Genomic DNA, 25,229 nt, shown 5'->3' with positions numbered 1-25,229 from the left:
GGCGCTCGCCGCGTCCGGTGGGTGTACGGACGATGAAAGACACCCGGGCGGCAAAGGCCCGGAAAACGTCTTTCCTGCAGCAGCTCGTTCAAGAAAGAAGGGGCGCAGTATAGCGGGATCCGCGTTGGACGGCAGGCGCTACGCGTTGCGCCGCTCGTACTGGGCGATGGCGTTGAGCAGCAGGGGCGAGAACTTCTTCGCGTAGTCGGCGCCGCTCCACTGGCTTGACGATCCGCTCAGGTGCAGGGCGCCCAGCGGCACGCCTTCGGCATCGACCACGGCGGCGGCCAGCGCGACCTCGCCCATGATGAATTCATCCACCACCATGGCGTAGCCGCGCTCGCGCACCTTCTTCAGTTCCGCCTGGACGGCCTTGGCCGTGGTCAGCGTCCGGGGCGTGCTGGCCACCAGGCGGCCGGGGGCCAGCAGTTGCTCCACCTGCGCCTCGTCCAGCCGGGCCATCACGGCGCGCCCGCCTGCCGTGCATTGCAGGGGCACGCGCCGCCCGACCAGGGAGGCATGGTAGTGCTCGGTGCTGGTCTGGTGGCGCAGCACATGCACCAGCCAGTCGCCGTCGCGCAGCGACAGGCTGATCTTCTGCTCCGTGTCCTTGGACAGCTGCAGCAGCAGGGGGTTGAGCGCCTCGGCCAGCGCATGGGTGCGCAGGAAGTGGAAGGTCAGGTCCAGCACGCCCGGCCCCAGCCGGTAGCGGCGGGTCTGGCTGTTTTGCTGCAGGTAGCCCTCGGCGCTGAGGGTGTAGGCGTAGCGCTGAGCGGCGCTCTTGTCCAGGCCGCTGCGCTCCATGATTTCCGTGAGGCTCAGGTCGCCCGCCGCGCCCTTGAAGCAGTCCAGCACGCGGAATGCCTTGCCCACGGAACCCACATACAACGCGTTTTCGATCATCGTTTTACCTGATTGTGAATCTGAAGTATTAAATAACAATACCAAGTATTGAAAAATACGGAGGCAGCGGATGCCACAGCAAGCCATTGTCAGTGCGGACCGGGCGGTCGGCGCGTCGGAGTGGATCAAGGGCCAGCGGGAGAACATGCTTTCGCTGCTGGCCGACATCGTCAACATCGACTCGGGCAGCTTCGACAAGCACGGCGTGGCGCGCGTGTTCCGGCGCCTGGAGGCCTTCTTCCTGGGCCAGGGGCTGCAGGTCAGCCCGCATTTCGTCGATGGCGTGGAGGCCGCGATCTCGGTCACCGTGAACGCGGGCAGCACCGTGGGCAGGCCCGTGCTGCTGATGGGGCACTGCGACACGGTCTTCCCTGAAGGCGAGGCCGCGCGCAGGCCGTTCCGCATCGAAGGCGGCAGGGCCTACGGCCCGGGCGTGGCCGACATGAAGTCGGGCATCGTCATGAACGCCTTCCTGCTGGCTGCGCTGGCCCACAGCGCGGAGCCTGCGCCCGAGGTCACGGGCCTGTTCACCTGCGACGAGGAAATCGGCTCGCCCCTGAGCAAGTCCGTCATCGAGCCCTTTGCGCGCAAGGCGGGCTTTGTCTTCAATGCGGAGCCCGGCCGGCCTTCGGGCAACGTGGTCACGGGCCGCAAGGGCGGCGTGTTCTTCGGCGTGGAGATCGAGGGCAAGGCGGCGCACTCGGGCGCCAACTTCGCCGAGGGCATCAGCGCCATCTCGGAGCTGGCGCACAAGGTGGTGGCGCTGGACGCGCTCACCGACCTGGACAAGGGCGTCACGGTCAACGTGGGCCTGGTGTCGGGCGGGCTGTCGGTGAACACGTCGGCGCCGTCGGCCAAGGCGGCCATCGACCTGCGCATTTTCGATCTGGACCAGCGCGAGTCCCTGGTGGGCCGCATCCGCTGCATCTGCGACAAGTCCTTCATCCAGGGCACGCGCTCCACGCTGAACATCACCGGCGAGTTCCGCCCCTTCGTTCCCACGCCGCAGTCGCAGCAACTGTTCGAGCTGTACCAGGCCGAGCTGGGCGCGCTGGGCCACAAGGCCGAGGGCGAGTTCAGCGGCGGCTGCGCGGACTCGGGCGTGACCTCCAGCCTGGGCGCCATCACGCTGTGCGGCACCGGCCCCGTGGGCGGCAAGTTCCACACCACCGACGAGTACTGCGAGGTGGAAACCATTGTCCCGCGCGGCCTGGCGGTGCTCCACACCATTGCGCGCCTGCCCCACGCACGGTGGTAGGGCGCGCCTGATTCCCGCCTTCCCCTCAAGCCACTGCCTGGTGCACTTCCATGAATCCACTTGCCTTGCCCACACGCCGCTCGCTCCTGAAAATCGCCGCCGGCCTGCCGCTGGCGCCCCTGCTGCTGCAGCCTGCCGCGGCCTCGGCGCCCGGCCCGGTCAGCCTGATGGTGCCCTACCCGGCAGGCGGGCCCAGCGACGTCAGCGCCCGCATCCTGAGCAAGCCCATAGGCGAGGGACTGGCGGCCAAGGTGATCGTGGAAAACCTGGGCGGCGCCACGGGGACGATTGCCGCATCCAAAGTGCTGGGCGCCAGGGCCGACGGCAGCATGTTCTTCCAGGGCACGCAGAACGAACTCATCCTGCCGCCGCTCACCAACAAGGCCGTGCGCTACCAGCCCGATGCGTTCGAGAACCTGCAGTACATCACCGTCACCCACCTGGTGCTGCTGGTGCGCTCGGGCCTGCCGGCCCGGAACATGCAAGAGTTCCTGGCGCTGGCGCGCTCGCGCAACGAGAGCAATTCGCTGACCTACGGCTCGGTGGGCGTGGGCTCGCTCTACCACCTGATCACCGAGTACATGGGCAAGGTGGTGAAGGTGCCGTTCACCCACGCGCCCTATGCGGGCACGGCGCCCGTGATCCAGGACCTGGCCGGCGGCCAGATCGACTTCAGCATCATGCCGTTCCAGGCGTCCATGCTGGAGATGATCCGCACCGGCCGCTTCCGGGCGCTGGCCGTGCTGTCGCGCAACCGGCCTGCCGTGCTGTCGGCCGTGCCCAGCATCACCGAAGTGCCGGCGCTGCGCGATTTCGAGTACGCCAGCCTGGCGGGCTACTTCGTCAAGCGCGGCACGCCGCAGGACGTCAAGCAGCGCCTGAACCAGGCCATCGGCCAGGCCCTGCTGGACCCGCAGGTCATCGCCAAACTGGAGGCCGACGGCCGTGACGTTGCCAAGCCCATGGGCCTGGACGATGCAGCGGCCGCCTATGCGCGCGAGATCGCCAAGTACCGCGAGATGATCCGCGTCACGGGATACGTGCAGGCGGATTGAGAACGAAGGCCGCAACCTACGCGAGTGCACCCTCCAGCAGCTCGGCCATGCGCGGCAGGTCGGGCTCGGCGCTGGTCACCAGCAAGATGGCGCGCTCATAGGCGGCGCCCGCAATGGGCAGCATGCGGCAGTCGCCCATGAAGCGCTCCAGGCCCGTCCAGTGCGGCACCAGGCCCACGCCCATGCCGTCGGCGGCCAGCATGGCAATGGCCTCCAGCGCGTCCAGGTCGCACAGCACCGCAGGCTCCAGCCCCTGGTCGGCCAGCCAGTCGGCCGCATGGCGGCCACCCCAGGCATCGGGGTCGTAGCGTATGTAGGGCAGGCTGCGCAGCAGCGCGGCAGGCCGGCCGCGTGCCTGGGGCGGGGCCAGCAGCACCAGCGGCTCGCGGCGCAGCTGCACGCTGCGCAGCGCCTTGGGCAGTTCAAAAGGGGGCGCCACGATGACGGCGGCATCGAGCTCGCCGGCCTGCAGCATCTGGAACAGCGCGCGCGAGGTGCCCGGCACGATGACGGGCCGGCACTGTGGCGCCGCCTGCGTGAGCTTGCGCAGCGCGGCCGGCAGCATGCCCGTGAGCGCGGTCGAGATGGCGCCGATGCGCAGCGTGCCGGCCAGGCCATCGGCGCTGGCATCGCTGCCCAGCAGCGCGGCCTCGCGCACCAGGCGCCGCGCGCGCGGCAGCAGGGCCACGCAGGCCTGGGTGGGGCGGGCCGCATGGCCGCTGCGCGAAAGCAGGGCAAAGCCCAGCTCGCGCTCCAGCGCCTGCACGCGCTGGCCCACGGCGGCGGCGGTCAGGTGCTCGGCGCGCGCCGCATCGGCGATGGAGCCGCTGTCCACCACGGCGATCAGGCTCTTGAGATAGCGGGTCTCCAAAAGATTTCCTTGGGGATTGCAAAGAAATCAACGCTATCACTTTTGAAAAGCCTCTGCTAGGCTCGCGCCACCCACGGCAGGCCACGGCCTGCGAACCTGCCTGCACCACAAGCACAACCAAAGGATCAGCCATGCGCACCAGCTTCCACCTTGCCTACCATGTCCGCGATCTGGACGAAGCGCGCGCCTTCTACGGCACGCTGCTCGGCTGCCAGGAAGGCCGCAGCACCGAGACCTGGGTGGACTTCGACTTCTTCGGCCACCAGATCTCGCTGCACCTGGGCGAGCCCTTCCCGGTCACGAACACCGGCCGCGTGGGCGACCACATGGTGCCCATGCCCCACCTGGGCCTGGTGATGGCCATGGACGACTGGAAGGCCCTGGCCGCGCGGCTGTCGGGCGGCGTGGTGGATTTCGTGCTGCAGCCCGGCATCCGCTTTGAGGGCGAGCCCGGCGAGCAGGCCACCATGTTCTTCCGCGACCCCAGCGGCAATCCCATCGAGGTCAAGGGCTTCGCCGACCTGGACAAGGTCTTCGCCAAATGAGCGGTTCGCTGTCTCCTCGCGCCTCGCTCCCCCCGCTTCCTTTTGTCTGCGCACCCGGCTATCCGGCAGCCCAGGCCTGGCTGCAGGCCCTGCAGGCGGCCCTGCCCGAGGAGCGCGTGGTGGCGCTCGATACGCTGGATGCGGGCCAGCGCGCGGCCTGCGAGGTCGCCATCGTCGCCAACCCCCAGCCCGCCGACCTGCGCACGCTGCCGCGCCTGCAATGGGTGCACAGCGTCTGGGCCGGCGTGGAGCGCCTGGTGGCCGAACTGGGCGATACCGACCTGCGCATCGTCCGCCTGGTGGACCCGCAACTGGCCGACACCATGGCCGAGGCCGTGCTGGCCTGGACCCTGTACCTGCACCGCGACATGCCGCGCTATGCCCGCCAGCAGACCGCGCGCCAATGGCTGGCGCATGACGGCGTGCGCGCGCAGGACAGGACGGTATCGCTGCTGGGCCTGGGCGCACTGGGCAAGGCCGCCGCGCAGCGGCTGCTGGCGGCAGGCTTCCAGGTGCGCGGCTGGAGCCGCACGCCCAGGCAAATGGACGGCGTGCAATGCCATGCGGGTGATGCCGAGCTGCCCGCCATGCTGGCGCAGACCGACATCCTCGTATGCCTGCTGCCGCTCACGCCGCAGACGCGCGGCATCGTCGGCGCGCAGGCGCTGGCCGCGCTGCCCGCCCATGCCTCGCTGATCAACTTTGCGCGCGGCCCCATCGTGGACGATGCCGCGCTGCGCGCCGCCCTGGACGGCGGCCGCCTGGCCCATGCCGTGCTGGACGTGTTCGACCAGGAGCCCCTGCCAGAATCGTCCTGGCAATGGGCGCATCCCGCCGTGACCGTGCTGCCCCACATCTCGGCACCCACGGACCGCGCGACGGCATCGGCCATCGTGGCGGGCAACATCCGGCGCTGGCGCGCCAGCGGCGAGCTGCCGCAGGCGGTGGACGCGGCGCGGGGCTACTGAGGGCGGCTACGGTACGGCTATGGCAAGGCCATGGACTGGCTTCTGAGCCAGTCCATGACGGCGCGCACATGGGGGCCCGGCTTCCGTTGCTCGCCCACGGCCAGATGGTAGGTATGGCCGGTGATCGAGGGGCCGAAGGGCTGCAGCAGGTGGCCGGCCGCAATGTCCTCGGCCACCAGGGCCAGGCTCACCAGGGCAATGCCATGGCCGGCAATGGCCGCCTGGATGGCATGGCCCTCGTCGGAAAAGCGCAGTTGCCCCGCCGGTGAATTCCAGGCCAGGCCTGCCTCGTCAAACCAGCGCTCCCAGGTGGGATTGCTGGCGTGCGCCGTCTTCCAGTCAAAGCGGATCAGCGGCAGGCGGGCCAGGTCGGCCGGACCCAGCACGCCCAGCCGGGGATTGGCCACGGGCGCAAAGCGGTCGCTGAACAGGGGCTCGGCCACCAGGCCCGGATAGGGGCCGCGCCCGTAGCGCACGGCGATATCGACGGCATGGGAGCGCAGGTCCACCACATCGTCCGAGGCCTGCAGTTGCAGGTCCACCTCCGGGTGCATCGCGCGGAAGCTGGCCATGCGCGGCACCAGCCATTTCACGGTGAACGCATTGGTGGCCGAGATGCTGACCTGGGCGCGCAGGCGCTTTTGCAGCAGGCGCTCCAGCGTGGCGGCAAAGGCGTCGAAACCGTCGCGCAGCACCGGATAGAGCTGGGCGCCCGCCTCGGTCAGCACCACCTTGCGTACCTGGCGATCGAACAGCGCCAGGCCCAGCTGTTCCTCCAGCGCGCGGATCTGGTGGCTGATGGCCGTGGGGGTCACGGCCAGGTCGTCGGCGGCCTGCTTGAAGCTGCCCAGGCGGGCGGCGGCCTCGAAGGCGCGCAGTGCGGAAAGCGGCAGTTGGTTGCGTTGCATGAGGGCTGGAGGACGCAAGGGGCGGGTGAGCAATCGGGTGAGGAAAACTCATCTTATGCCTGACAAATGAACCTTTGTCGCAATCATCCGGCTTGCCTATCGTCCACCCATGCCCCAAGCGCGATTCTGCCGGGGATGGATGAAGGAAATGAAACCATGCTGCACCGTGTCACCACGCAACCCGACCCCTACGAGCCGTTTTTGCTGTCGCAAGGCATTCGCTTTGGCGAGCTGCTGTTCATCTCCGGCCAGGCCGGCGCTGGAGACGATGGCCGCATCGTGCCGGGTGGCTTCCTGGCACAGGGCCGGCAGGCGTTTGCCAATCTGCGCCGCGCGCTGGAGGCGGGCGGCTCCAGCCTGAAGGACGTGATCAAGGTCACCATCTTCGTCACCGACATGGGCCACTTCGACGAGGTGGTCGCCCTGCGCCGCGAGTTCTTCGGCGCCCCCTATCCGGCCGACACGATTGCCCAGATCCAGGCGCTGTACGACCCGGCGGCCATGATCGAGATCGAAGCCATTGCAGCCGTGCGTGATGGCCAGGCCCGCTGACATGGTTGCGGCCGTTCTGTTCCGATGGCCTGGCCACGGCGTGCATGGCCGACGACTGGAGCCGATGGGGCCGATATCTGATCCCTTCAACCGCCGAGCAGTCCCGAGGTGCTCAGCGGCCCCGGCGACAGCTGCTGCCCCCAGGCCTGAGTCAAGGCCTCGATGGCATCGCCCACCACGCGGCAGGCCTGGGTGAGCTTGCCGTGCCGGGGCAGGGCCAGCGTCACATGGCGCACCAGGCCGGGGTTGACCAGGCGGCTGGCCTGCAGCCGGCCCTGGCGCAGTTCGGCATCGATGGAGTACGGGCCGATCACCGAGTAGAGGCCGGGCGCATGGGCCACGAGCTCCTTTTGCACGGTCAGCGAGTCGGCCTCGGCCGCCGCCGCGAGCCGAAAGCCGTGGCTGTGCGCGGCCTCATCGAGCGCGTCGCGCCAATGGCTGGGGCGTCGCGGCAGCACCAGTTGCAGGCCGTCGAGCGCGGCGAACTCCGTGGTGGGCGCCAGGGTCAAGGGGTCGCCAGGGCGCGACACCAGATAGCTGTGCGCGGTGCTCAGCAGCCGCTCGTCGCCGCCGGCCGGGCGCGCGAAGCGAAAGAGGATGGCCAGGTCCACTGCGCCGCTGTCCAGCAGCGCGTCGAGCTCCGTGCCCTGGGCCTCGGTGATGTTCAGGCGTATGCCGGGGTGCTCGCGCTGCAGCCAGTCGAACACATGCGTCATCAGCGGGTGCGCGGCCGAGGGCACGATGCCCAGCCGCACCTCGCCCCATAGCTGGCCTGCGTCCGCACGCAGTGTTTCCTGCAATTGCTCGGTTTCCTGCAGCCAGCTGCGCAGCCGCAGCGCGGCCCGCGCGCCCAGCGGCGTCAGCGTGACGCCCCGGCCCGTGCGCCGCAGCAAGGGGCCGCCCAGAGACGCTTCGAACTCGCTGATCTGCCGGCTGATGTGCGACTGCACGGTGTGCCGCCGTGCCGCGACCTTGCTGATGCTGCCGGCTTCGGAGACCTCGAGGAAGAGCTTGACGCTGGGCAGGTGCATGGTGGTTACCCGGTTGAGGTATGCCTGATGAGGCAATTCTGAAAGCCTGAAATTCTATCTATCCAGATATCAACGGGATTTCTACAGTGCAGTCATGCCTTGCCAGCGGCCTTGCCGTGGCAGGTTTTCCAGACACCGAACCTAAGGAAAATCCGTTGAAACTCGCCAGCTTCATCCATGCCGGACAGCCCCGCTACGGGCAGGTTCTGGCCGAGCGCTTCCTGCTGCCGCCCGCCGACTTTCTCGCCCGCCATCCCGACCTGCTGTCCGTGCTGCGCGCACAGGCGCTGGGCGAGCTGGAGCAGGCCCTGCAGGCCGGCGCCGTGTCCGTCGATGCGGCGCAGACCCAGGCGCTGCCCGTCATCCCCAACCCCGGCAAGCTCATCTGCGTGGGCCTGAACTACAAGACCCATGTGGCCGAGACGCGGCGCGCCGACAGCGAGCACCCGTCGCTGTTCCTGCGCTTCAACGACAGCCTGGCCGCCGATGGCGACGAGCTGCTGCGCCCGGCCTTCTCGGAGCGTTTCGACTGGGAGGGCGAGCTGGCCTTCGTCATCGGCCGGGGCGGGCGCCACATTGCAAAGGAAGATGCCTTCGACCACATCGCGGGCTATGCCTGCTTCAACGATGTGAGCGTGCGCGACTGGCAGCGCCATACGCACCAGTTCACGCCCGGCAAGAACTTTCCCGGCACGGCGCCCTTCGGCCCCTGGCTGGTCACGCGCGACGAGGTGGCCGACGTGCGCAGCCTGGCGCTGCAGACCCGCCTGAACGGCAGCGTGATGCAGCAGGCCAGCCTGGGCGACCTGATCTTCGACATCCCCACCATCGTGGCCTATGTGTCGCGCTTCACGCCGCTGTCGCCCGGCGATGTGATCGCCACGGGCACGCCGGGCGGCGTGGGCGACCGCCGCGAGCCGCCTCTGTACATGAAGCATGGCGATGTGGTCGAGGTCGAGATCACTGGGCTAGGCGTGCTGCGCAACCGCATCGGCACGGATACCGCTGCCGTCTGACTCCGGAGAAATTCATGGATAACCAACAAGCGATTTCGCAGCGGCCCCGGCTGCGCATTGCCGTCGATATCGGCGGCACCTTCACCGACATGGCGGCGTTCGACGAGGCCAGCGGCCGGCTGCTGTTCGGCAAGGCCCTGTCCACGCATGGCGAGCTGGTCAACGGCATCCAGGCCACGATAGACAGCGCGGGCATCGACTGGCGCGACGGCCATCTGTTCCTGCACGGCTCCACCATTGCCATCAACACGCTGCTGGAGCGCAATGGCGCCCACACCGCGCTGCTGATCACCGAGGGCTTTCGCGACATCTACGAGATCGGCCGCGTGAACCGGCCCGATGCCTACAACCTGTTCTTCAACAAGCACCAGCCGCTGGTGCGGCGCTCGCTGCGCCATGAGGTGTCCGAGCGCCTGCGCGCCGACGGCAGCCTGCACAAGCCGCTGGACGAGGCGGCCGTGCGCGAGCTGGCCCGCGAGCTGGCAGGGCAGGGCGTGGAGGCCGTGGCCGTGCTGCTGCTGCACTCCTACCGCAATCCGGCGCACGAGCAGCGCGTCAAGCAGATCCTGCAGGAAGAGATGCCGGGCGCCTTCGTCTGCGCCTCGCACGAGCTGTCGCAGGAGTACCGCGAGTTCGAGCGCGTGTCCACCGCCGTGGCCAATGCCTATGTGGGGCCGCGCGTGTCGCAGTACCTGGGCCAGCTGGAGAGCCACCTGGGCGGCAAGGGCTTCGAGGGCGATTTCTACATCGTGCAGTCCACGGGCGGCCTGTTCCCGGTCGAGCATGCCAAGGTGGGCTGCGTTCGCATGCTCGAATCGGGTCCGGCGGCCGGCGTGATCGGCGCCCAGGCCATCTGTGCGCAACTGGGCATGGGCGATGCCATCGCCTTCGACATGGGCGGCACCACGGCCAAGGCCGGCGTGATCAGCGAAGGCCGGCCGCTGACCACGGGCTCGGCGCTGATCGGCGGCTACGAGCAGGCCCTGCCGATACAGATCCCGATGATGGACATCCACGAAGTGGGCACGGGCGGCGGCTCCATCGCCCGCGTGGAGACGGGCAACGCGCTGCGCGTGGGCCCGCAGAGCGCCGGCTCCATCCCCGGCCCCGTGGCCTATGGCCGTGGCGGGCTGGAGCCCACGGTGACCGACGCCAACCTGGTGCTGGGCCGGCTGGACGCGGAGCATTTCCTGGGCGGCGAGCTGCAGCTGGACATGGACGCCTGCCAGCGCCAGATGGCCGAGCGCGTGGCGACCCCGCTGGGCCTGGAGCCCACCGAGGCGGCCGACGGCATCCTGCGCATCGCCGTGACGCAGATGTCGCATGCCGTCAAGGCCGTGACCACCGAGCGCGGCCTGGATGCGGGCAGCTTCACCATGGTCGTCTACGGCGGCGCGGGTCCGCTGCACGCCTCGGCCATTGCGCGCGAGATCGGCATCCGCAAGGTGCTGATTCCCTATGCGCCCGGCTATTTCTCGGCCTACGGAATGCTGTTCTCCGACCTGCGCTACGACTACGTGCGCTCGGTGTTCCGCAAGCTGGGCGAGGTGTCCTTCGAGGAGATCGAGGCCGCCTACCAGAGCATGGAGGACGAGGGCCGCGCCGCGCTGGCGCAGTCCGGCATCGCGCCGGACGGCATTGTGATCGAGCGCGCCGCCGACATGCGCTACGTGGGCCAGGAGCATGCGGTGACCGTGGACCTGCCCATGGCCTTCTTCGAGGGCAGGGACCGCTCGGCCATCAAGCGCCAGTTCGACGAGCTGCACAAGGTGCGCTACGGCACCTCGGCCCCGCAGGAGCCGGCCGACCTCGTGAGCCTGCGCGTCACCGTGCTGGGCACGATGAAGAAACCGCCCAGGCACAGCGTGGAACGCGGCAGCGCCGAGCCCAGCCGTGCCTCCGTGCGCACGGTCAAGCCCGTCTATTTCCGCTCCAGCGGCTGGGTGGACACGCCGGTGCATCTGCGCGAGCGCCTGCTGGCGGGCAACGAGATCGCGGGGCCCGCGCTGATCGAGGAACACGCATCCACCACCGTCGTGCAGCCCGGCGACCGGCTGCGCGTGGACGAACTGGGCAATCTGCAAATCGACATCGGGAGCGACCGCACATGAACCACCCCACTGACTCCAGGCCCGTCGATCCGGTCACCGTCGAGATCATCCGCAACGGCCTGTACGCCGTCACGGAGGAGATGAAGACCAACCTGACGCGCACGGCCTACAACCTCATCATCTACGAGGCGCTGGACTTCACGGTCGGCCTGTTCACGCGCGAGGGCGACACGGTGTCCATCGGCCTGGGCCTGCCCATGTTCATCCGCGGCATGTCGGAGACGGTCAAGGCCAAGATCCGCCATTTCGGCTACGAGAACATCCTGCCCGGCGACATCCTGGTCACCAACGATGCCTACACCACCGGCAGCCACCTGAACCACTTCACGTTCACCATGCCGGTGTTCCATGAGGGCCGGCTCGAAGGCTTCACCTGCTGCATGGCCCACTGGCTGGACGTGGGCGGCACGCTGGGCAACGTCACCACGGACATCTTCAGCGAAGGGATACAGATCCCCATCATGAAGTACCAGCGCCAGGGCGAGGTCAACCAGGACCTGATCGACATCATCGCGATGAACGTGCGCCTGGCCGAGCGGGCCCTGGGCGATCTGCGCGCGCAGATCACGGCCATCACCACGGGCGAGCGCCGCTATGTGGAACTGCTGCAGCGCTATGGCGTGGATGCGGTCAACGGCGCCATCGCGCAGATCATGGATTCCAGCGAGGCCGTGGCGCGCAAGAACACGCTGTCGATTCCCGATGGCGTGTACGAGGCCGAGTCCTTCATGGACGACGACGGGCTGGACATCGGCAAGCGCATTCCCATCCGCGTCAAGGTCACGGTGCAGGGAGACGAGATGACGGTGGACCTGTCGGATGTCTCCAAGCAGGTGCGCGGCTTCTACAACTCCGGCTTCACCACGGGCATCGCCTGCGCGCAGGTGGCCTACAAATGCCTCACCACGCCGACCGACTACCCGGTCAACGACGGGAGCTTCCGGCCGCTCAAGGTGATCATGCCCATGGGCACGGTGATCAGCGCCGAGAGGCCGTATCCCATGCGCGTGTGGATGACCTTCCCCATGACGGTGATCGACACCATCTTCAAGGCCCTGGCGCCGGCGATTCCCGACCGCTCCATCGCGGGCCACCATGCGGACCTGGTGTTTCCCAACATCCATGGCATCTCGCCCGAGGACGGGCGGTTGTTCATCGTCGGCATCGGCCCGCTGGGCGGCGGCTGGGGCGCCAAGAGCCGCGAGGACGGCGTGTCCGTCACCGTCTGCATCAATGACGGCGACACCCACAACAGCCCCACCGAGCAGCTCGAGGCCAAGTACCCGGTGCTGGTGGAGAAGTACGAGATCCGCCAGGACTCGGCCGGCGCGGGCCAGTACCGGGGCGGCCTGGGCGCGGAGATGGTGGTGCAGGCGCTGTCGCCCTTCACCGTCACCACGCGCATCGACCGCGTGCACTGCAAGCCCTGGGGCCTGGAGGGCGGCGGCGACGCCATGGGCAACGGCCTGGCCGTGCGCCACAAGGGCGAGTGGAAGACCGACCATGCCAACGCCAAGATCTTCAACGTGCGCCTGGAACGCGGCGATGCCTACCGCATGCTGTCGGGCGGCGGCGGGGGCTTTGGCGACCCGCTGGCGCGCGAACTGGACAAGGTGGCCGAGGACGTGCGCGAAGGCTATGTGAGCGCCCAGGTGGCCCGCGAGGTCTACCGCGTGGCGCTGGACAGCCAGGGACAGGTGGACCACGAGGGCACGCAGGCGCTGCGCAGCGGCAGGTCTCCGTCGGCCGCAACGGCAACCTCAGCCGTGGCCTGGGACGGGCAGTGAGCACGGTCATGGCCTCCGACCACGTCCTGCAGGCCGGCCGGCTCTGGGACCTGTGGTGCGCCCTGGCGCTGCGCCATGTCGCCCTGGGCGGTGCCTGCGCCTGCGGGGCGGGCGGCATCAGCCTGCGGCTGGAGGACTTCGAGCTGGACATCGTGGACTACCTGCAGGACGGGGGCGAGCGCTGCGAGCAGCCCGAGGTGGCGGCCTGGTTCCGTGCCCGGCCCGCAGCCGGGCAGGGCGCGCAGCCGCTGCGCGGCCTGCTCGATGCACTGGGCTCGGACGAGGTGCCGCAGGCCGTGGCGCAGTGGGCGCTGGCGCGGCTGGAGCGCACGCTGCGCTCGTTCGCCGAGGTGCATGGTGGGGTGGCGTCATGAGCGGGCATTTCTCCAGCCTGCTGGCCCTGCCCGAAGCGGCGGGCCAGCGCATTCCGGTCACCGTGCTCACGGGCTTTCTGGGCAGCGGCAAGACCACGCTGCTCAACCGGCTGCTGGCGCTGCCGGACCTGCACGGGACGGCCGTCATCGTCAACGAGTTCGGTGCGGTCGGCATCGACCAGGACCTGACCAGCCTGGCCTGCGAGGACACGGTGCTGCTGGCCAATGGCTGCCTGTGCTGCAGCGTGCGCGGCGATCTGGTGGAGGCGCTGGAGCGCCTGGCCCTGCGCGGACAGGGCGCGCCGCGCCGCGTGCTGATCGAAACCAGCGGCCTGGCGGACCCGGGGCCGATACTGCGCTCCTTCCTGGGCGAGCCCGCCGTGCGGGCGCGCTATGCGCTGGCCGGCGTGGCCTGCACGGTCGATGCCGTGCTGGGCAGCGCCACGCTGGCAGGCTATCCCGAAGCCGTGCGGCAACTGGCCGTGGCTGATCTGGTGCTGCTGACCAAGACAGACTTGCTGGGCGGCGCACAGCCCGCTGCACAACTGCTGGCCCAGGTGCAGGCCATCAACGGCGAGGCGCCGCAAGGCATGGACCCCGCCCACCATGTGGCGCTGCTGCAGCGGCTGATGTCGGAAGGCGCGACGGGGCAGGAAGACGCCGCTGCGGGCATGCTCCAGGCACCCGGCTACCGAGCCATGGCTCCGATGACAGCTCCGGTGACTGCGCCGGCAGGCGCGCACCGCGACGGCATCTCGTCCTTTGTGCTGCAGCGCGACGAGCCCCTGCCCGCGCAGGCGTTCGGCGAATGGATGGACTGGGTCACGGCCATGCGCGGCGATGACCTGCTGCGCGTCAAAGGCATCGTGCACCTGCAGGAGCACCCGGACCAGCCCCTGGTCATCCATGGCGTGCAGCACCTGTTCGCCCCGCCGCAGACGCTGCCCCGCTGGCCGGGTGCCGACCGGCGCACGCGCATCGTCTTCATCACGCGGGGGCTGGATGCCCAGGCCCTGGACGACACGCTGAGCGTGCTGGTGCGCAGGCACAGGCGGTGCGCGCCGAATCAGGACCCGGGCTGAGCCACGCAACGGCCGGCCCATTTTCAAAAGAAACAGGAGACAAAGCATGAAAACTCTGACACGGCTGAAGGGGCCGGTGCTGGGCGCCTTACTGGGTGCGCTGGCTGCCTTGCCCATCGCCAGCATGGCCTCGTCCAGTGCGCCCGCCGCCTTTCCCGAGCCGGGCAAGATGGTCAAGGTCATCGTCCCCTTCGTGGCGGGCGGCGGCGTGGACAGCGCCGCGCGCCTGTTTGCCGAGCAGTTGCGCAAGCAGCTGGGCACGACGGTCATCGTCGAGAACCGCGTGGGCGGCAGCGGTGTGGTGGGCGGCCGTGCGGTGCTGGCGGCTGCCCCCGATGGCTACACCCTGCTGTTCTCGGCCGCCACGCATGTGCTGGCCAAGCAGGTGCTGGCCCATCCGCCCTATGACCCGCAGACCGACTTTGTCCCCGTGGCGCGCGTGGGCGAGGCGCCGCTGATGCTGGTGATATCGCCGCAGCTGCCCCACAGCAAGCTGGGCGAGGTGCTGGCCGCAGGCGCCAAGAGCACGTGGACGGCGGCCATTCCCGCCGTGGGCGCACCCAGCCACCTGGCCACGCTGCTGCTGGCCCAGCAGGGCCGCATGCGCCTCGAGTACGTGCCCTACAAGGGCACGCAACCCGCGCTGGTGGATGTGGGCGGCGGCCATGTGGACCTGCTGCTCGACTCCATGGTCTCCGTGCTGCCGCTGGCCAAGGCCGGCAAGGTGCGGCCGATTGCCATCACCTCCGGCAAGCGCAGTCCGCTGGCGCCCGAGGTGCCCACCATGCAGGAAAGCGGCCTGCCGCGGTTTGCCTACACGTCCTGGTACGGACTGTGGGCGCCCAGGGACACGCCTGCCGACCGGGTGCAGCGGCTGAACCAGGCCTCCAACGCGGCGGTGGCCGAGCTGGCCAGGTCCGGCGCCTTCGCGAGCCTGGGCATCGACACGGTTTCGGAGAGCACCGAGCAGTTCAAGCGCTTCATCGCCGCCGATGTGGCGCAGAGCGCCGCGCTGCTCAAGGGCGCGGGCTTCAAGCCCGAGTAGCCGGGCAGACCCCGGCACAAGCCCGAGAAAGAGCAAAGAGCAAAGAGCAAAGCAAAGCAAAAAATCACAAGGAGACAACATGCAGGTTTTCATACGCCAGGCCCTGGCCGCCTCGCTGGGGCTGGCCGCCGCGCATGCGGGCGCGCAGTCCTCGGTATCGATCTCGGGCACCGTCGATGTGAGCGTCAGGCAGGTGCGCAACCAGGGCCTGGGAACGGTCACCTCGCAGGCCAGCGGCGCCAACTCCACCAGCAAGCTGGTATTGCGGGGGCAGGAGGACCTGGGCGACGGCCTGAGCGCGGGCTTCTACCTGGACGGCAGCCTGCTGGCCGACACCGGCGCCATGGGCGCCAGCGGCCCGTTCTGGGACCGGCGCTCCACGGTCAGCCTGGCCTCGCGGCAATGGGGCGAGCTGCGGCTGGGGCGTGACTGGGTGCCCACGCACCTGGTGTGGAGCGGCTTCGATCCGTTTGCCACGCTGGGCATCGGCAGCGCCAATGGCTTTCGCTCGTTCACGGCTTCCCGCGCGCTGGGCCAGGCCTTCGGCACGGCGCCGGAGTCGCAGGCGGCCAATCCCACGCTGCGCGTGAGCAATGCGGTGGAGTATTTCCTGCCGGCCGGCCTGGGCGGGCTGCAGGGCGTGTCCGGCAGCCTGATCGCCACCTTGGGCGAGAAGGGCGCCACGGCGGCAGGCCAGACGCGCGGCAACGGCTTTCGGCTGGGCTGGGCGGGCGCGGGCTGGAACGTGGCGGGCGCGCAGTTCACCACGCGCAACACCCTGAGCGGCATCCATTTCAAGGACCAGAGCTACGGTGTCTCCTACGACTTCGGCTGGCTCAAGGCCAGCCTGGCCCAGCGCCGCTGGGTCCATGGCGTGGACCGCACGGTCAACACCCTGGTGGGCATGAGCGTTCCCGTGGGCAGCGGCGTGGTCAAGCTCAGCTACGTCAAGGCCGACCAGAAGGGCGCAACGGCGGCGCAAAGCGCCAGCGATGCCGACCTGTGGGCGCTGGGCTATGTGCACTCGCTGTCGCGGCGCACGGCACTGTACGCGCATGCGGCCCGCATGTCCAACCGCAATGGGGCGGCCTTCGCCATTGCCGGGGGTGCGGCTGTCAGCGGCAATCCGGCCGCGGCCAATTACTTTGGCGGGCGCGCTTCCACGGCCTTCGAGCTGGGCCTCCGGCACGACTTCTGACGGGCGGCGTGGGCGGCGTGCGCGTTGGTTCGTGGTCATTGCTGCACCCCATGCAGCAGTGAACTGCACGCCGGCCTATTGCTGCCGTCAATCGCTTCTTCTACGCTGCACCCATTTCACGGAGCAGCGAGATGAATCCATTGATCAAGGTCCGCATGGACGTCGCAGGCACCCCCGACGCCATGCGCCTGGAGCCGGTCGAGGTGCAGGCGCCCGGCCCCGGCCAGGTCTGGCTGGAGCAGACGGCCATCGGCGTGAACCCGCTGGACGTGAGCCAGCGCAAGGGCGCGGTCGCCATCGCCTTTCCCTCGGGCCTGGGGCTGGAGGGCGCGGGGCGGGTGGCCGCCGTGGGCGAGGGCGTGACGAATGTGGCCGTGGGCGAGCGCGTGGGCTACGCCACGGGGCCGCTGGGCGCCTATGCCAGCGCCCGCCTGTATCCGGCCGAGCGCCTGGTGAAGCTGCCCGATGCGCTGCCTGACGACGCGGCGGCGGCCGTGCTGTTCAAGGGCATCACGGCGCAGTACCTGCTCAAGACCACCCATGCCGTGGGCCCCGGCAGCCGCATCGTGATCTATGGCGCCGCCGGTGCGCTGGGCCAGTTGATGTGCGCCTGGGCCAGGCACCTGGGCGCCCTGGTGATCGGCGTGGTGTCCAAGGCAGCCAGCGTGGAGCGCGCGCGGGCGGCCGGCTGCGACGAGGTCTTCGTGTTCGATGTGGCCACGCTGCCGGGCCAGGTGCTGCAGGCCACCGGGGGCCTGAAGGCCGACGTGGTCTACGACCCCATCGGCCGCACGACGCTGGGCGCCTCGCTGGACTGCCTGCGCCCGCGCGGCCTGCTGGTGTCCTTCGGCGCGACCTCCGGCCTGCCCGATCCCATCTCGGTGGCCACGCTCAATGCCAAGGGCTCGCTGTTCCTCACGCGCCCCTCGCTGGCCGCGCACACGGCCACGGCGGCCGAGTACCAGGAGCGCGCACGGGACGTGCTGGCCGCCGTGGCGGCCGGCATCATCGTGCCCGGCGTCTGGCGCCGGTATGCGCTGGCGGAGGTGGCGCAGGCGCATGGCGATCTGGAGCAGGGACGCTCCCAAGGTGCGATCATCCTGACCCCATGAACCTTCTGGACAGCCAGCACGCCGATGAACTGGCGGCCCTGGTGGCGCTGCATGAACAAGGCTCCTTCGCTGCGGCGGGGCGGGCCTTGCTGCGCCATCCGTCCGTGCTGTCCAAACGCCTGAACGCGCTGGAGACCCGGCTGGGCGTGCGGCTGGTGGAGCGCAGCACACGCCATCTGCACCTGACCGACGAGGGCCTGCGCCTGGTGGACAAGGTGCGCCAGGCGGCCGGCCTGATTGCCGATGCCCAGAAGGAGGCCGCCCAGGGCGCCTCGCAGGCCCGGGGCCGGCTGCGGCTGTCGCTGCCGGCAGCGATGGGGCGGCGCTGGCTCAGCCCGCTGCTGGCGGAGTTTGCGCTGGCGCATCCGCAGATCGTGCTGGAGGTGGAGTATGCGGACCGCTTCGTGGACATCGTGGGCGAGCGCTTCGACGCGGCGGTGCGCATAGGCCGGCTGGCGGACAGCCGGCTCGTGGCGCTGCGGCTGGGCGGGCACCAGCGCATCCTGGGCGCCGCTCCCGCCTACCTGCAGGCCCACGGCACGCCGGTGCACCCCGAGGACCTGGCGGCGCACCGCTGCCTGGGCTTCACGGGGCTGCAATCGTTTCCGCAATGGGAGCTGGTGCACGGTGGCTCATCGGGCGATGTGCCGCAGGGCCAGGCCCGGCACACGGTGCTGGTGCGCGGCCCCATGGTCAGCAATGACAGCGAGGCACTGCTCACGGCCGCCGTCATGGGCGTGGGCATTCTGGCCGGCGGCGACTGGCTGATGAGCGAGCACATGGCCGCAGGCCGGCTGGTGCGGGTGCTGCCGCAATGGCGCCTGGATGGCGCCTCGGGCATCTACTTCGTGCGGCCCTCGGCGGCGTTCAGCAGCGCGGCCATGACGGCGCTGCGCGACTGCCTGGTGCGGTGGTTTGCCACGCGCAGCCCCTGGCGCACGGGGCATGACACACTGGCGCCGCCCCCGCCCTTTTCCGCATCCGCTCCATGACCCAAAGACCCTCGCCGCCCGCCATGGCGGCCGCCTTGCTTCCCTGGCTGTTCGTGCTGCTGTGGAGCACGGGCTTCATCGGCGCCAAGTTCGGCCTGCCCTATGTGGAGCCGCTGACCTTTCTGACGCTGCGCTATGCCATCGTCCTGGTGCTGATGGCGGCGGTGGTCCTGGTGCTGCGCGCGCCCTGGCCACGGTCGGCACGCCAGTGGCTGCACATTGGCGTGTCAGGGCTGTTCGTGCATGGCGTGTACCTGGCCGGCGTGTTCACGGCCATCGCCCATGGCCTGCCTTCGGGCGTGACGGCCCTGGTGGTGGGGCTGCAGCCGCTGATCACTGCGCTGGTGGCCGGCACCTTGCTGGGCGAGTCCGTGCGTCCCCGGCAGTGGGCCGGGCTGGCGCTGGGCTTCACGGGCGTGGCCCTGGTGGTGGCGGGCAAGATCGCCTCGGTGCCGGTCCATGCCCTGCTGGCCATGCTGGTGCCGGCCGTGGTGGCGCTGGCCGGCATCACGGCCGGCACGCTGTACCAGAAGCGGTTCTGTCCATCGTTTGATCTGCGCACGGGCTCGGTCATCCAGTACCTGCCCTGCCTGGTGGCGACGGGGGCGCTGGCCCTGGCCACCGAAACCATGCAGGTGCGCTGGAGCGGCGAATTCCTGTTCGCGCTGGGCTGGCTGGTGCTGGTGCTGTCCGTGGGCGCGGTCAGCCTGCTCAACCTGCTGATACGCCGCGGCGGCGCCGTGCACGTGGCCAGCCTGTTCTACCTGACGCCGCCGGCCACGGCCCTGATCGCCTGGGCCATGTTCGGCGAGACGCTGGGCGGCCTGGCGCTGGCGGGCATGGCCTTGACGGCAGCCGGCGTGTGGCTGGCGCGCCAGGGGCGCTAGCTTGCCCCGCAAGCCGCGGGCAGGGCATGCGCAAAGGCGGGATACTGCGGCACTGTCAGCCCACGAATACCGGATTTCCGCACCATGCCCATCAATGAACTGCGCGCCATCGCCACCTTTGCCAAGGCGGTCGAGCTGGGCAGCCTGCGCCAGGCGGCGCTGTCCCAGGGCGTGAGCCCCCAGGCCGCCAGCCAGGCGGTGGCCCATCTGGAGCAGCACCTGGGCGTGCGCCTGCTGCACCGGACCACGCGCAGCCTGGCGCTGACCGAGGAGGGCCAGCGTTTCCTGCAGGACACCCAGCCGGCGCTGGCCGCGCTGGACCGCGCACTGAACCTGGCACGCGACAGCCGCGAGGGCATTGCGGGGCCGTTGCGCATCGTGGGCCCCAAGTCCTGCTTTGCGCCCGTGCTGATGCCGCTGCTCGATGAGTTCTGCCGCCTGCACCCGGGCATCGTCCCCGATGTGCGGCTGGACGACGGCATAGGCAACTGGGTGCTGGACCGGGTCGATGCGGGGTTTCGCATCGGCGCCTCGCCCGATGAAAGCGTGATCGGGCGGCGGCTGTTTCCCGTGCAGCTCATCGTCTGCGCGGCGCCGCAGTACCTGCAGCGCCATGGCGTGCCCCGGTCGCTGGACGAGCTGGCCGCGCACCGCTGCAGCATGTTCCGCCATGCGGCCACGGACACGGTGATGCCCTGGTACCTGCCGGTCGATGGCGAGCTCACGCACCGCTACCTGCAGCCGGCCCTGTCCACCAACGATGCCGAGCTGGAGCTGCATGCCGTGCTGGCCGGCCAGGTGCTGGGCCAGCTGTCCAACATCTGCGCGGCCGCGCACATCCGCGCGGGGCGCCTGGTGCCCGTGCTGCTGGAGCATGTCAGCGAGCACATCGGCCTGCATGTCTACTACGGCAGCCGCGACGCGCTGCCCCGGCGCGTGCGTGCCTTCATCGACCTGGCCGTGCAGCGGCTGCAGGACTGCCCGGACTATCTGCTGACCATGGAAGAACTGGAAAGGGCGGCTGCAGGTGCCGCCGCCCTTTCCGGGGGCTGACCGGGATCAGGTCCGGCCGCTCAGGCCAGATCGATCACGCCAGATCGATCACGCCAGGTCGAACGGCAGCTTGCGCACGGGCTTGCCCGTGAGCTGCGCCACGGCGTTGGCGAAGGCCGGGGCCAGCGGCGGCAGGCCGGGCTCGCCCATGCCCGTCGGCGGCTCGGCGCTGGGCACGACGTGGACGGCGATCTCGGGCATGTCGGTGATGCGCGGCACGGCGAAGTCGCCGAAGTTGCTCTGCTCCACCACGCCGTCCTTGAGCGTGATCGCCGCGCCGGGCAGGCACATGGACAGGCCCATCAGCGCCGCGCCCTGCACCTGCGCCTCGATGGTGCGCGGGTTCACGGCCAGGTTGCAGTGCACGCCGGCCGTGGCCTTGTGCAGCACCGGGCGGCCGTCCTTGACCGAGGCCTCCACCACATAGGCCACCACCGTGTCGAAGGACTCGTGCACGGCCACGCCCCAGGCCCGGCCCGCGCGCAGCTGGCGCTTGCCGTAGCCGCTCTTGTCCACGGCCAGCTGCAGGGCCAGGCGATGGCGCGGGTGCTTGTCGCCGAACATCTGCATGCGGTAGGCCACGGGGTCCTGGCGGCTGCTGCGCGCGATCTCGTCGATCAGCGTTTCCATGACGAAGGCCGTGTGGGTCGATCCCACGCTGCGCCACCACAGCACGGGCACGTTGACCTTGGGGTGGTGCACGGTCAGGCGCATGGGCAGCGGATAGGGCTCGCGCATGCCCTCCACGGCCGTGGCGTCGATGCCGTTCTTGATCATGCCGCCCTCGAACATGGTGCCCGCCGTGATGGACTGGCCCACGATGGCGTGGTCCCAGGCCAGCACCTTGCCGCGTTCGTCGAAGCCGATCCTGGCGCGGTGCAGGTGCATGGGGCGGTAGTAGCCGCCCTTGATGTCGTCCTCGCGGCTCCAGACCATGCGCACGGGGGCGCTCAGGCCGGCGCGGCGCGCGGCCAGCGCCACCTGGCAGGCCTCGACCACATAGTCGCTGGTGCCCACGCCCCGGCGGCCAAAGCCGCCGCCGGCCATCTGCACGTGCACGCGCACCTGCTCGGGCTTGAGGCCCAGCACGCGCGCGGCGGCCATGCCGTCCACGCCCGCGAACTGCGTGCCCAGGTAGAGGTCGGCACCCGCCTCGCCGGTCTCGCCCATCTGCACCGTGCAGTTGAGCGGCTCCATGGGCGCATGGGCCAGGTAGGGGAAGCTGAACTCGGCCTCGATATGGCGCGGCGCCTTGTCCAGCGCCGAGATATCGGCGTCGAAGTGGCGCGCGCCGGGCTGCGCGGCCAGCTCGCGGTACTGGGCCAGCTGGCGTTCGCTGTCCACCTTCTCCACGGCGTCGGTGTTCCATTGCGCCTTCAGCGCCTCGCGGCCCTTGCGCGCAGGCCAGTAGCCGGTGGCGATCACGGCCACGCCTTCGCCGCCGCCGTCCACGGGCACGCGCAGCACGGCCTTGACGCCGGGCACGGCACGCGCCGCAGCGTCGTCCAGCGAGGCCAGCTGCGCCTTGAACACGGGCGGGTGTGCAATCACCGCCGTCAGCTGGCCCGGCAGGTGCATGTCGATGCCGAAGCTTTGCTGGCCGCTGCTCTTGGCCCGGGCGTCGATGCGGCCCGTGGGCTTGCCGATCAGGCGGAAGTCCTTGGGATTCTTCAGCACGACGGTGGCCGGCACGGGCTGGGCCATGGCGGCCTGGGCCAGCTCGCCATACGACAGCTTCTTGCCATTGGGGCCGAGCACGAAGCCCTCGCGCGTGCGCAGCGTGGCGGCGTCCACCTTCCACTGCGCGGCGGCGGCGGCCACCAGCATGGCGCGCGCACGGGCGCCCAGCTCGCGGTACTGGGTGTAGCTGTGCTTGAGGGCGGTGGAGCCGCCCGTCATCTGGATGCCGTAGCGCGGATCGGCATAGGCCGCATCGTTGCCGCCCAGGCGGGCGCGGACCTTGCTCCAGTCGGCGTCCAACTCCTCGGCCAGCACCAGGGGCAGGGCGGTGTGCACGCCCTGGCCGAACTCCAGGCGGTTGATGGCCACGGTGACTTCGCCGCTGGGCGAGATCTCCACGAAGGAGGCGGGCTGCTCGGTGGGCTTGAGGCCGGCGGCCTCGCCCTTGCCCGGCGCCTGCGCCATGGCGGGAAACACGCCCAGGGCCAGCGAACCGGCCCCGGCGATCTTGAGGAAGCTGCGGCGGGGGATCTGTGCAAGGGCTGGCGCGTCGGCGATGGCGGCAGCGGCCTCGTCACGGTCCAGGATGTGCTGCAGGGCGCGCGGCAGTTCGGCGGGGTTGAAGGTGGTCAGCATGCGGCGTTCTCCGTTCAGCCCAGGGTGCGCGCGGCATCGGCCACGGCCGCGCGGATGCGTGCATAGGTTCCACAGCGGCAGATGTTGCCGGCCATGGCCGCGTCTATCTCCTCGCCGCTGGGCTTCTTGCCCTTGGGCAGCGACTTGAGGAAGGCCGTGGCGCTCATGATCTGCCCGCTCTGGCAGTAGCCGCACTGGGCCACGTCGTGGCGAACCCAGGCATCGCGCACGGCGGTGCCCACGCGGTCGGAGCCCGAGGTCATGGCCTCGATGGTGGTGATCTTCTGGCCCGCAGCCGCCGAGATCGGCGTCACGCAGGAACGTATGGCCTGGCCATTCATGTGCACCGTGCAGGCGCCGCACAGCGCCGCGCCGCAGCCGAACTTGGTGCCGGTCATCTCCAGCGTGTCGCGCAGGGCCCACAGAATGGGCGTCTCGGGGTCCAGGTCCATGGAAACGGTCTTGCCGTTGATGGTGAGATCGGTCATCGCAGTCTCTCCTTGTTGTGGGTCAGTCAGGCAGGGGTGGGGTCCCCGCAGTAGTGTCGTGCGCAGCTGCGGCCCATGGAAGCCGGGCGCCGTCGAGGCGCGAATATAGAAAGAGGCCTTGCTTGCAACTAGTCCTGATTTGATTGATGCATTGGCAAGTGCAAGTTGCGAATGGGGTGCAAGGGCTTGATCACATAGGAGAGCACCATGTCCAAGGAAACCGTTCACTCGATGGAACCGCAAGCCGCGTTGTGCGTAGACGTTGCTGATTTAGCCTTGCGCCTCAAGGTCGAAGCCGCCCGTGCTTGCATGCGCGCTGGCCTGGGTCAATCAAATGAGGAAGTTGAGGCCACATTCGCTGCCAGGCGAAAGCAGGTCGCCGCAGATCAGAGAAACAAGGCGTCTGAACGATGAAAAGGAGCAAGCTCGCCCCGAGACGCTGAGGCTGTATCGCCCCGGGCCCAGGATGGCTCGTTCAATGCACAAACCCACCCTTGATGAACCGCACGGGCTCGGCGTCCATGCGTGCAATCAGCGCGCCCAGGCCGTCGGCCACGGCGCCAGCGCCGGAGGTGGCCTTGGCCGTCGTGTCCGTGCGGCAGACCAGGTCGTCCTCCGACCAGCCCTGGGCGCCCGGACGCGATAGCGCGCGCAGCCAGCCGCTGCGGTCGCCCAGCCATTGCATGCCCTGCAGCTGCTCCGAGCCGCTGAGCAGGGCCATGGCCTGCCAGGCGCGCGGGTCGTTGACGGTGCAGTCCAGGGCGCTGGCGGCGCGGTTGCCGCCATCGGGCGATAGCTGCAGGCTGACCAGGCGCGGGTCTTCCTGCACCGGGTCGCTGCCTGCCACCACCCTCAGCCGCTGCTGGCGGCTTTGCCAGGTGCTCAGGCGGCGTGCGGGCTGGCCTGCGCACTGCACGGCCATGTCGGGAAGGCCCACGGGATAGGGCCAGTTGCCGGCGATCTGCAGCATCTGGCCTGCGGCGCGGGCCTTCATGAAGTCGATCAGGGCCCAGGCGTCGTCGCTGGACAGCCGGTCGGCCTGGCCGTGTGCCCGTGCGCCGTCGCCAGACTCCACGGGGCGGCGGTCATGAAGAATGGCCCAGAGCAATTCCCCATCGGCGCGGCGCCACAGCAGCGGGCTGGTGAAGTTGGGGGGCCAGACCGGCTGGCTGGCGGCCAGCGGGCCGTGGCCCCGGCCATCGGCGCCGTGGCAGGCCGTGCAGTGCTGGGCATAGGCGGCGCCGCCGCGCGCAATGCTCTCCACGCTGAAGCCCGTGGGCGAGGCATGGAAGCTGGTGGCATGCGCGGGCACCAGGATCAGGTCGGCACGCGGCCAGGGGGCCAGCAGCAGGGCGAGCGCGGCCAGCGCGGTCAGCACCAGGGCCGGCAGGCGGATGCGGCGCAGCACCAGGACCAGCGCCAGGGCCAGCACCAGCAAAACGATGGCGGTGGCCACGGCCGCCAGCGACCACATCAGGCCCCGGGCCTGGCCCAGGTCGATCAGCAGGTTTTCGCCGGACAGGCGCAGGGCCCAGGGCCAGGCGGGCTGCCCATCCACCGTGCCGGCCAGGCCCAGGCCGTGCAGTAGCTGCAGCAGGCCGACCTGGGCCTGCTGCATGGCGCCGATCAAGGGGTTGAGCCAGTCGGGGGAGTCGCTGCGTTGCATTGGATGCGGGC

The 25,229-nt window shown here is 69.7% G+C and carries 24 protein-coding genes; 17 read left to right on the top strand and 7 right to left on the bottom strand.

The features are described from left to right. Window positions 1-138: 138 nt before the first annotated feature. Window positions 139-903: an IclR family transcriptional regulator gene (locus AC5I49_RS28255; RefSeq protein WP_495790208.1), complete on the bottom strand. Its 765-nt coding sequence runs from the start codon at window positions 901-903 to the stop codon at window positions 139-141. A 70-nt stretch (window positions 904-973) separates the two neighbouring features. Here AC5I49_RS28255 and AC5I49_RS28250 point away from each other — a divergent pair, with 70 nt between their 5' ends. Together AC5I49_RS28250 and AC5I49_RS28245 are read left to right on the top strand one after the other, a co-directional pair. Next, window positions 974-2,161 (top strand): M20 family metallopeptidase, encoded by a 1,188-nt coding sequence (locus AC5I49_RS28250; RefSeq protein ID WP_495790207.1) that lies wholly within the window; start codon window positions 974-976, stop codon window positions 2,159-2,161. A 50-nt stretch (window positions 2,162-2,211) separates the two neighbouring features. After that, the gene (locus AC5I49_RS28245; protein ID WP_016445478.1) at window positions 2,212-3,216 is read left to right on the top strand and encodes a tripartite tricarboxylate transporter substrate binding protein; all 1,005 of its coding nucleotides are present in this window, start codon (window positions 2,212-2,214) and stop codon (window positions 3,214-3,216) included. 16 nt (window positions 3,217-3,232) lie between these two features. Here AC5I49_RS28245 and AC5I49_RS28240 read toward each other — a convergent pair whose 3' ends face one another. After that, on the bottom strand, window positions 3,233-4,087 hold the full coding sequence (locus AC5I49_RS28240) for a LysR substrate-binding domain-containing protein (protein ID WP_043790060.1): 855 nt from the start codon (window positions 4,085-4,087) through the stop codon (window positions 3,233-3,235). A 131-nt stretch (window positions 4,088-4,218) separates the two neighbouring features. Here AC5I49_RS28240 and AC5I49_RS28235 point away from each other — a divergent pair, with 131 nt between their 5' ends. Then, window positions 4,219-4,632 carry a VOC family protein gene (locus tag AC5I49_RS28235; RefSeq protein ID WP_012207434.1) on the top strand — a complete coding sequence of 138 codons (414 nt, stop codon included), beginning with the start codon at window positions 4,219-4,221 and terminating at the stop codon, window positions 4,630-4,632. Beyond that, a complete protein-coding gene (locus tag AC5I49_RS28230) occupies window positions 4,629-5,600 on the top strand; it encodes a 2-hydroxyacid dehydrogenase (RefSeq protein ID WP_133073707.1) in 972 nt (323 codons plus the stop codon). Before AC5I49_RS28235 ends, AC5I49_RS28230 begins: the two co-directional genes overlap by 4 nt. Before the next feature lie 17 nt (window positions 5,601-5,617). On the opposite strand, the gene AC5I49_RS28225 is transcribed toward AC5I49_RS28230, so the two are convergent. Beyond that, window positions 5,618-6,508 (bottom strand): LysR substrate-binding domain-containing protein, encoded by an 891-nt coding sequence (locus tag AC5I49_RS28225; RefSeq protein ID WP_071956806.1) that lies wholly within the window; start codon window positions 6,506-6,508, stop codon window positions 5,618-5,620. A 156-nt stretch (window positions 6,509-6,664) separates the two neighbouring features. Between AC5I49_RS28225 and AC5I49_RS28220 the strand changes: the two genes are divergently transcribed. Further along, complete coding sequence (locus AC5I49_RS28220; protein ID WP_016445482.1) at window positions 6,665-7,060, top strand: RidA family protein; 396 nt, start codon at window positions 6,665-6,667, stop codon at window positions 7,058-7,060. An 86-nt stretch (window positions 7,061-7,146) separates the two neighbouring features. On the opposite strand, the gene AC5I49_RS28215 is transcribed toward AC5I49_RS28220, so the two are convergent. Beyond that, on the bottom strand, window positions 7,147-8,091 hold the full coding sequence (locus AC5I49_RS28215) for a LysR family transcriptional regulator (protein ID WP_013800697.1): 945 nt from the start codon (window positions 8,089-8,091) through the stop codon (window positions 7,147-7,149). Window positions 8,092-8,246: 155 nt separating this feature from the next. Here AC5I49_RS28215 and AC5I49_RS28210 point away from each other — a divergent pair, with 155 nt between their 5' ends. From AC5I49_RS28210 to AC5I49_RS28160, 11 genes are all read left to right on the top strand, one after another. Then, window positions 8,247-9,107, top strand: coding sequence for a fumarylacetoacetate hydrolase family protein (locus tag AC5I49_RS28210; protein ID WP_267178076.1), 861 nt, complete (start codon window positions 8,247-8,249; stop codon window positions 9,105-9,107). A gap of 14 nt (window positions 9,108-9,121) precedes the next feature. Then, window positions 9,122-11,218, top strand: a complete 2,097-nt coding sequence (locus AC5I49_RS28205; RefSeq protein WP_099732820.1) for a hydantoinase/oxoprolinase family protein — start codon at window positions 9,122-9,124, stop codon at window positions 11,216-11,218. Further along, window positions 11,215-13,005 (top strand): hydantoinase B/oxoprolinase family protein, encoded by a 1,791-nt coding sequence (locus tag AC5I49_RS28200; RefSeq protein ID WP_043790064.1) that lies wholly within the window; start codon window positions 11,215-11,217, stop codon window positions 13,003-13,005. The genes AC5I49_RS28205 and AC5I49_RS28200 overlap by 4 nt, the downstream gene beginning before the upstream one ends. 8 nt (window positions 13,006-13,013) lie before the next feature. Next, the gene (locus tag AC5I49_RS28195; protein ID WP_495790206.1) at window positions 13,014-13,379 is read left to right on the top strand and encodes a hypothetical protein; all 366 of its coding nucleotides are present in this window, start codon (window positions 13,014-13,016) and stop codon (window positions 13,377-13,379) included. Further along, window positions 13,376-14,461 (top strand): CobW family GTP-binding protein, encoded by a 1,086-nt coding sequence (locus AC5I49_RS28190; RefSeq protein WP_495790205.1) that lies wholly within the window; start codon window positions 13,376-13,378, stop codon window positions 14,459-14,461. Before AC5I49_RS28195 ends, AC5I49_RS28190 begins: the two co-directional genes overlap by 4 nt. Window positions 14,462-14,507: 46 nt before the next feature. Continuing rightward, window positions 14,508-15,506 carry a tripartite tricarboxylate transporter substrate binding protein gene (locus AC5I49_RS28185; protein ID WP_088163726.1) on the top strand — a complete coding sequence of 333 codons (999 nt, stop codon included), beginning with the start codon at window positions 14,508-14,510 and terminating at the stop codon, window positions 15,504-15,506. Between the two features lie 79 nt (window positions 15,507-15,585). Beyond that, a complete protein-coding gene (locus AC5I49_RS28180; RefSeq protein WP_250438832.1) occupies window positions 15,586-16,704 on the top strand; it encodes a porin in 1,119 nt (372 codons plus the stop codon). A 131-nt stretch (window positions 16,705-16,835) separates the two neighbouring features. Beyond that, on the top strand, window positions 16,836-17,816 hold the full coding sequence (locus AC5I49_RS28175) for a quinone oxidoreductase family protein (RefSeq protein WP_495790204.1): 981 nt from the start codon (window positions 16,836-16,838) through the stop codon (window positions 17,814-17,816). After that, window positions 17,813-18,808: a LysR family transcriptional regulator gene (locus AC5I49_RS28170; RefSeq protein ID WP_495790203.1), complete on the top strand. Its 996-nt coding sequence runs from the start codon at window positions 17,813-17,815 to the stop codon at window positions 18,806-18,808. The genes AC5I49_RS28175 and AC5I49_RS28170 overlap by 4 nt, the downstream gene beginning before the upstream one ends. Beyond that, entirely contained in the window at window positions 18,805-19,695 is an 891-nt protein-coding gene (locus tag AC5I49_RS28165) for a DMT family transporter (RefSeq protein WP_061287332.1), read from the top strand. The genes AC5I49_RS28170 and AC5I49_RS28165 overlap by 4 nt, the downstream gene beginning before the upstream one ends. 84 nt (window positions 19,696-19,779) lie before the next feature. After that, window positions 19,780-20,748, top strand: coding sequence for a LysR family transcriptional regulator (locus AC5I49_RS28160; protein ID WP_374006785.1), 969 nt, complete (start codon window positions 19,780-19,782; stop codon window positions 20,746-20,748). Window positions 20,749-20,796: 48 nt separating this feature from the next. On the opposite strand, the gene AC5I49_RS28155 is transcribed toward AC5I49_RS28160, so the two are convergent. Both AC5I49_RS28155 and AC5I49_RS28150 read right to left on the bottom strand, forming a co-directional pair. Beyond that, a complete protein-coding gene (locus AC5I49_RS28155; protein WP_288897159.1) occupies window positions 20,797-23,064 on the bottom strand; it encodes a xanthine dehydrogenase family protein molybdopterin-binding subunit in 2,268 nt (755 codons plus the stop codon). Window positions 23,065-23,078: 14 nt separating this feature from the next. Then, window positions 23,079-23,552 carry a (2Fe-2S)-binding protein gene (locus AC5I49_RS28150; RefSeq protein ID WP_016450919.1) on the bottom strand — a complete coding sequence of 158 codons (474 nt, stop codon included), beginning with the start codon at window positions 23,550-23,552 and terminating at the stop codon, window positions 23,079-23,081. Window positions 23,553-23,759: 207 nt separating this feature from the next. Between AC5I49_RS28150 and AC5I49_RS28145 the strand changes: the two genes are divergently transcribed. Next, window positions 23,760-23,966 (top strand): hypothetical protein, encoded by a 207-nt coding sequence (locus AC5I49_RS28145; RefSeq protein ID WP_343739327.1) that lies wholly within the window; start codon window positions 23,760-23,762, stop codon window positions 23,964-23,966. Window positions 23,967-24,027: 61 nt separating this feature from the next. On the opposite strand, the gene AC5I49_RS28140 is transcribed toward AC5I49_RS28145, so the two are convergent. Next, complete coding sequence (locus tag AC5I49_RS28140) at window positions 24,028-25,218, bottom strand: c-type cytochrome (RefSeq protein WP_495790202.1); 1,191 nt, start codon at window positions 25,216-25,218, stop codon at window positions 24,028-24,030. Window positions 25,219-25,229 lie beyond the last annotated feature (11 nt).

Source organism: Delftia sp. (assembly GCF_059499305.1).
This window is presented reverse-complemented; position numbering and strand designations above follow the sequence as displayed.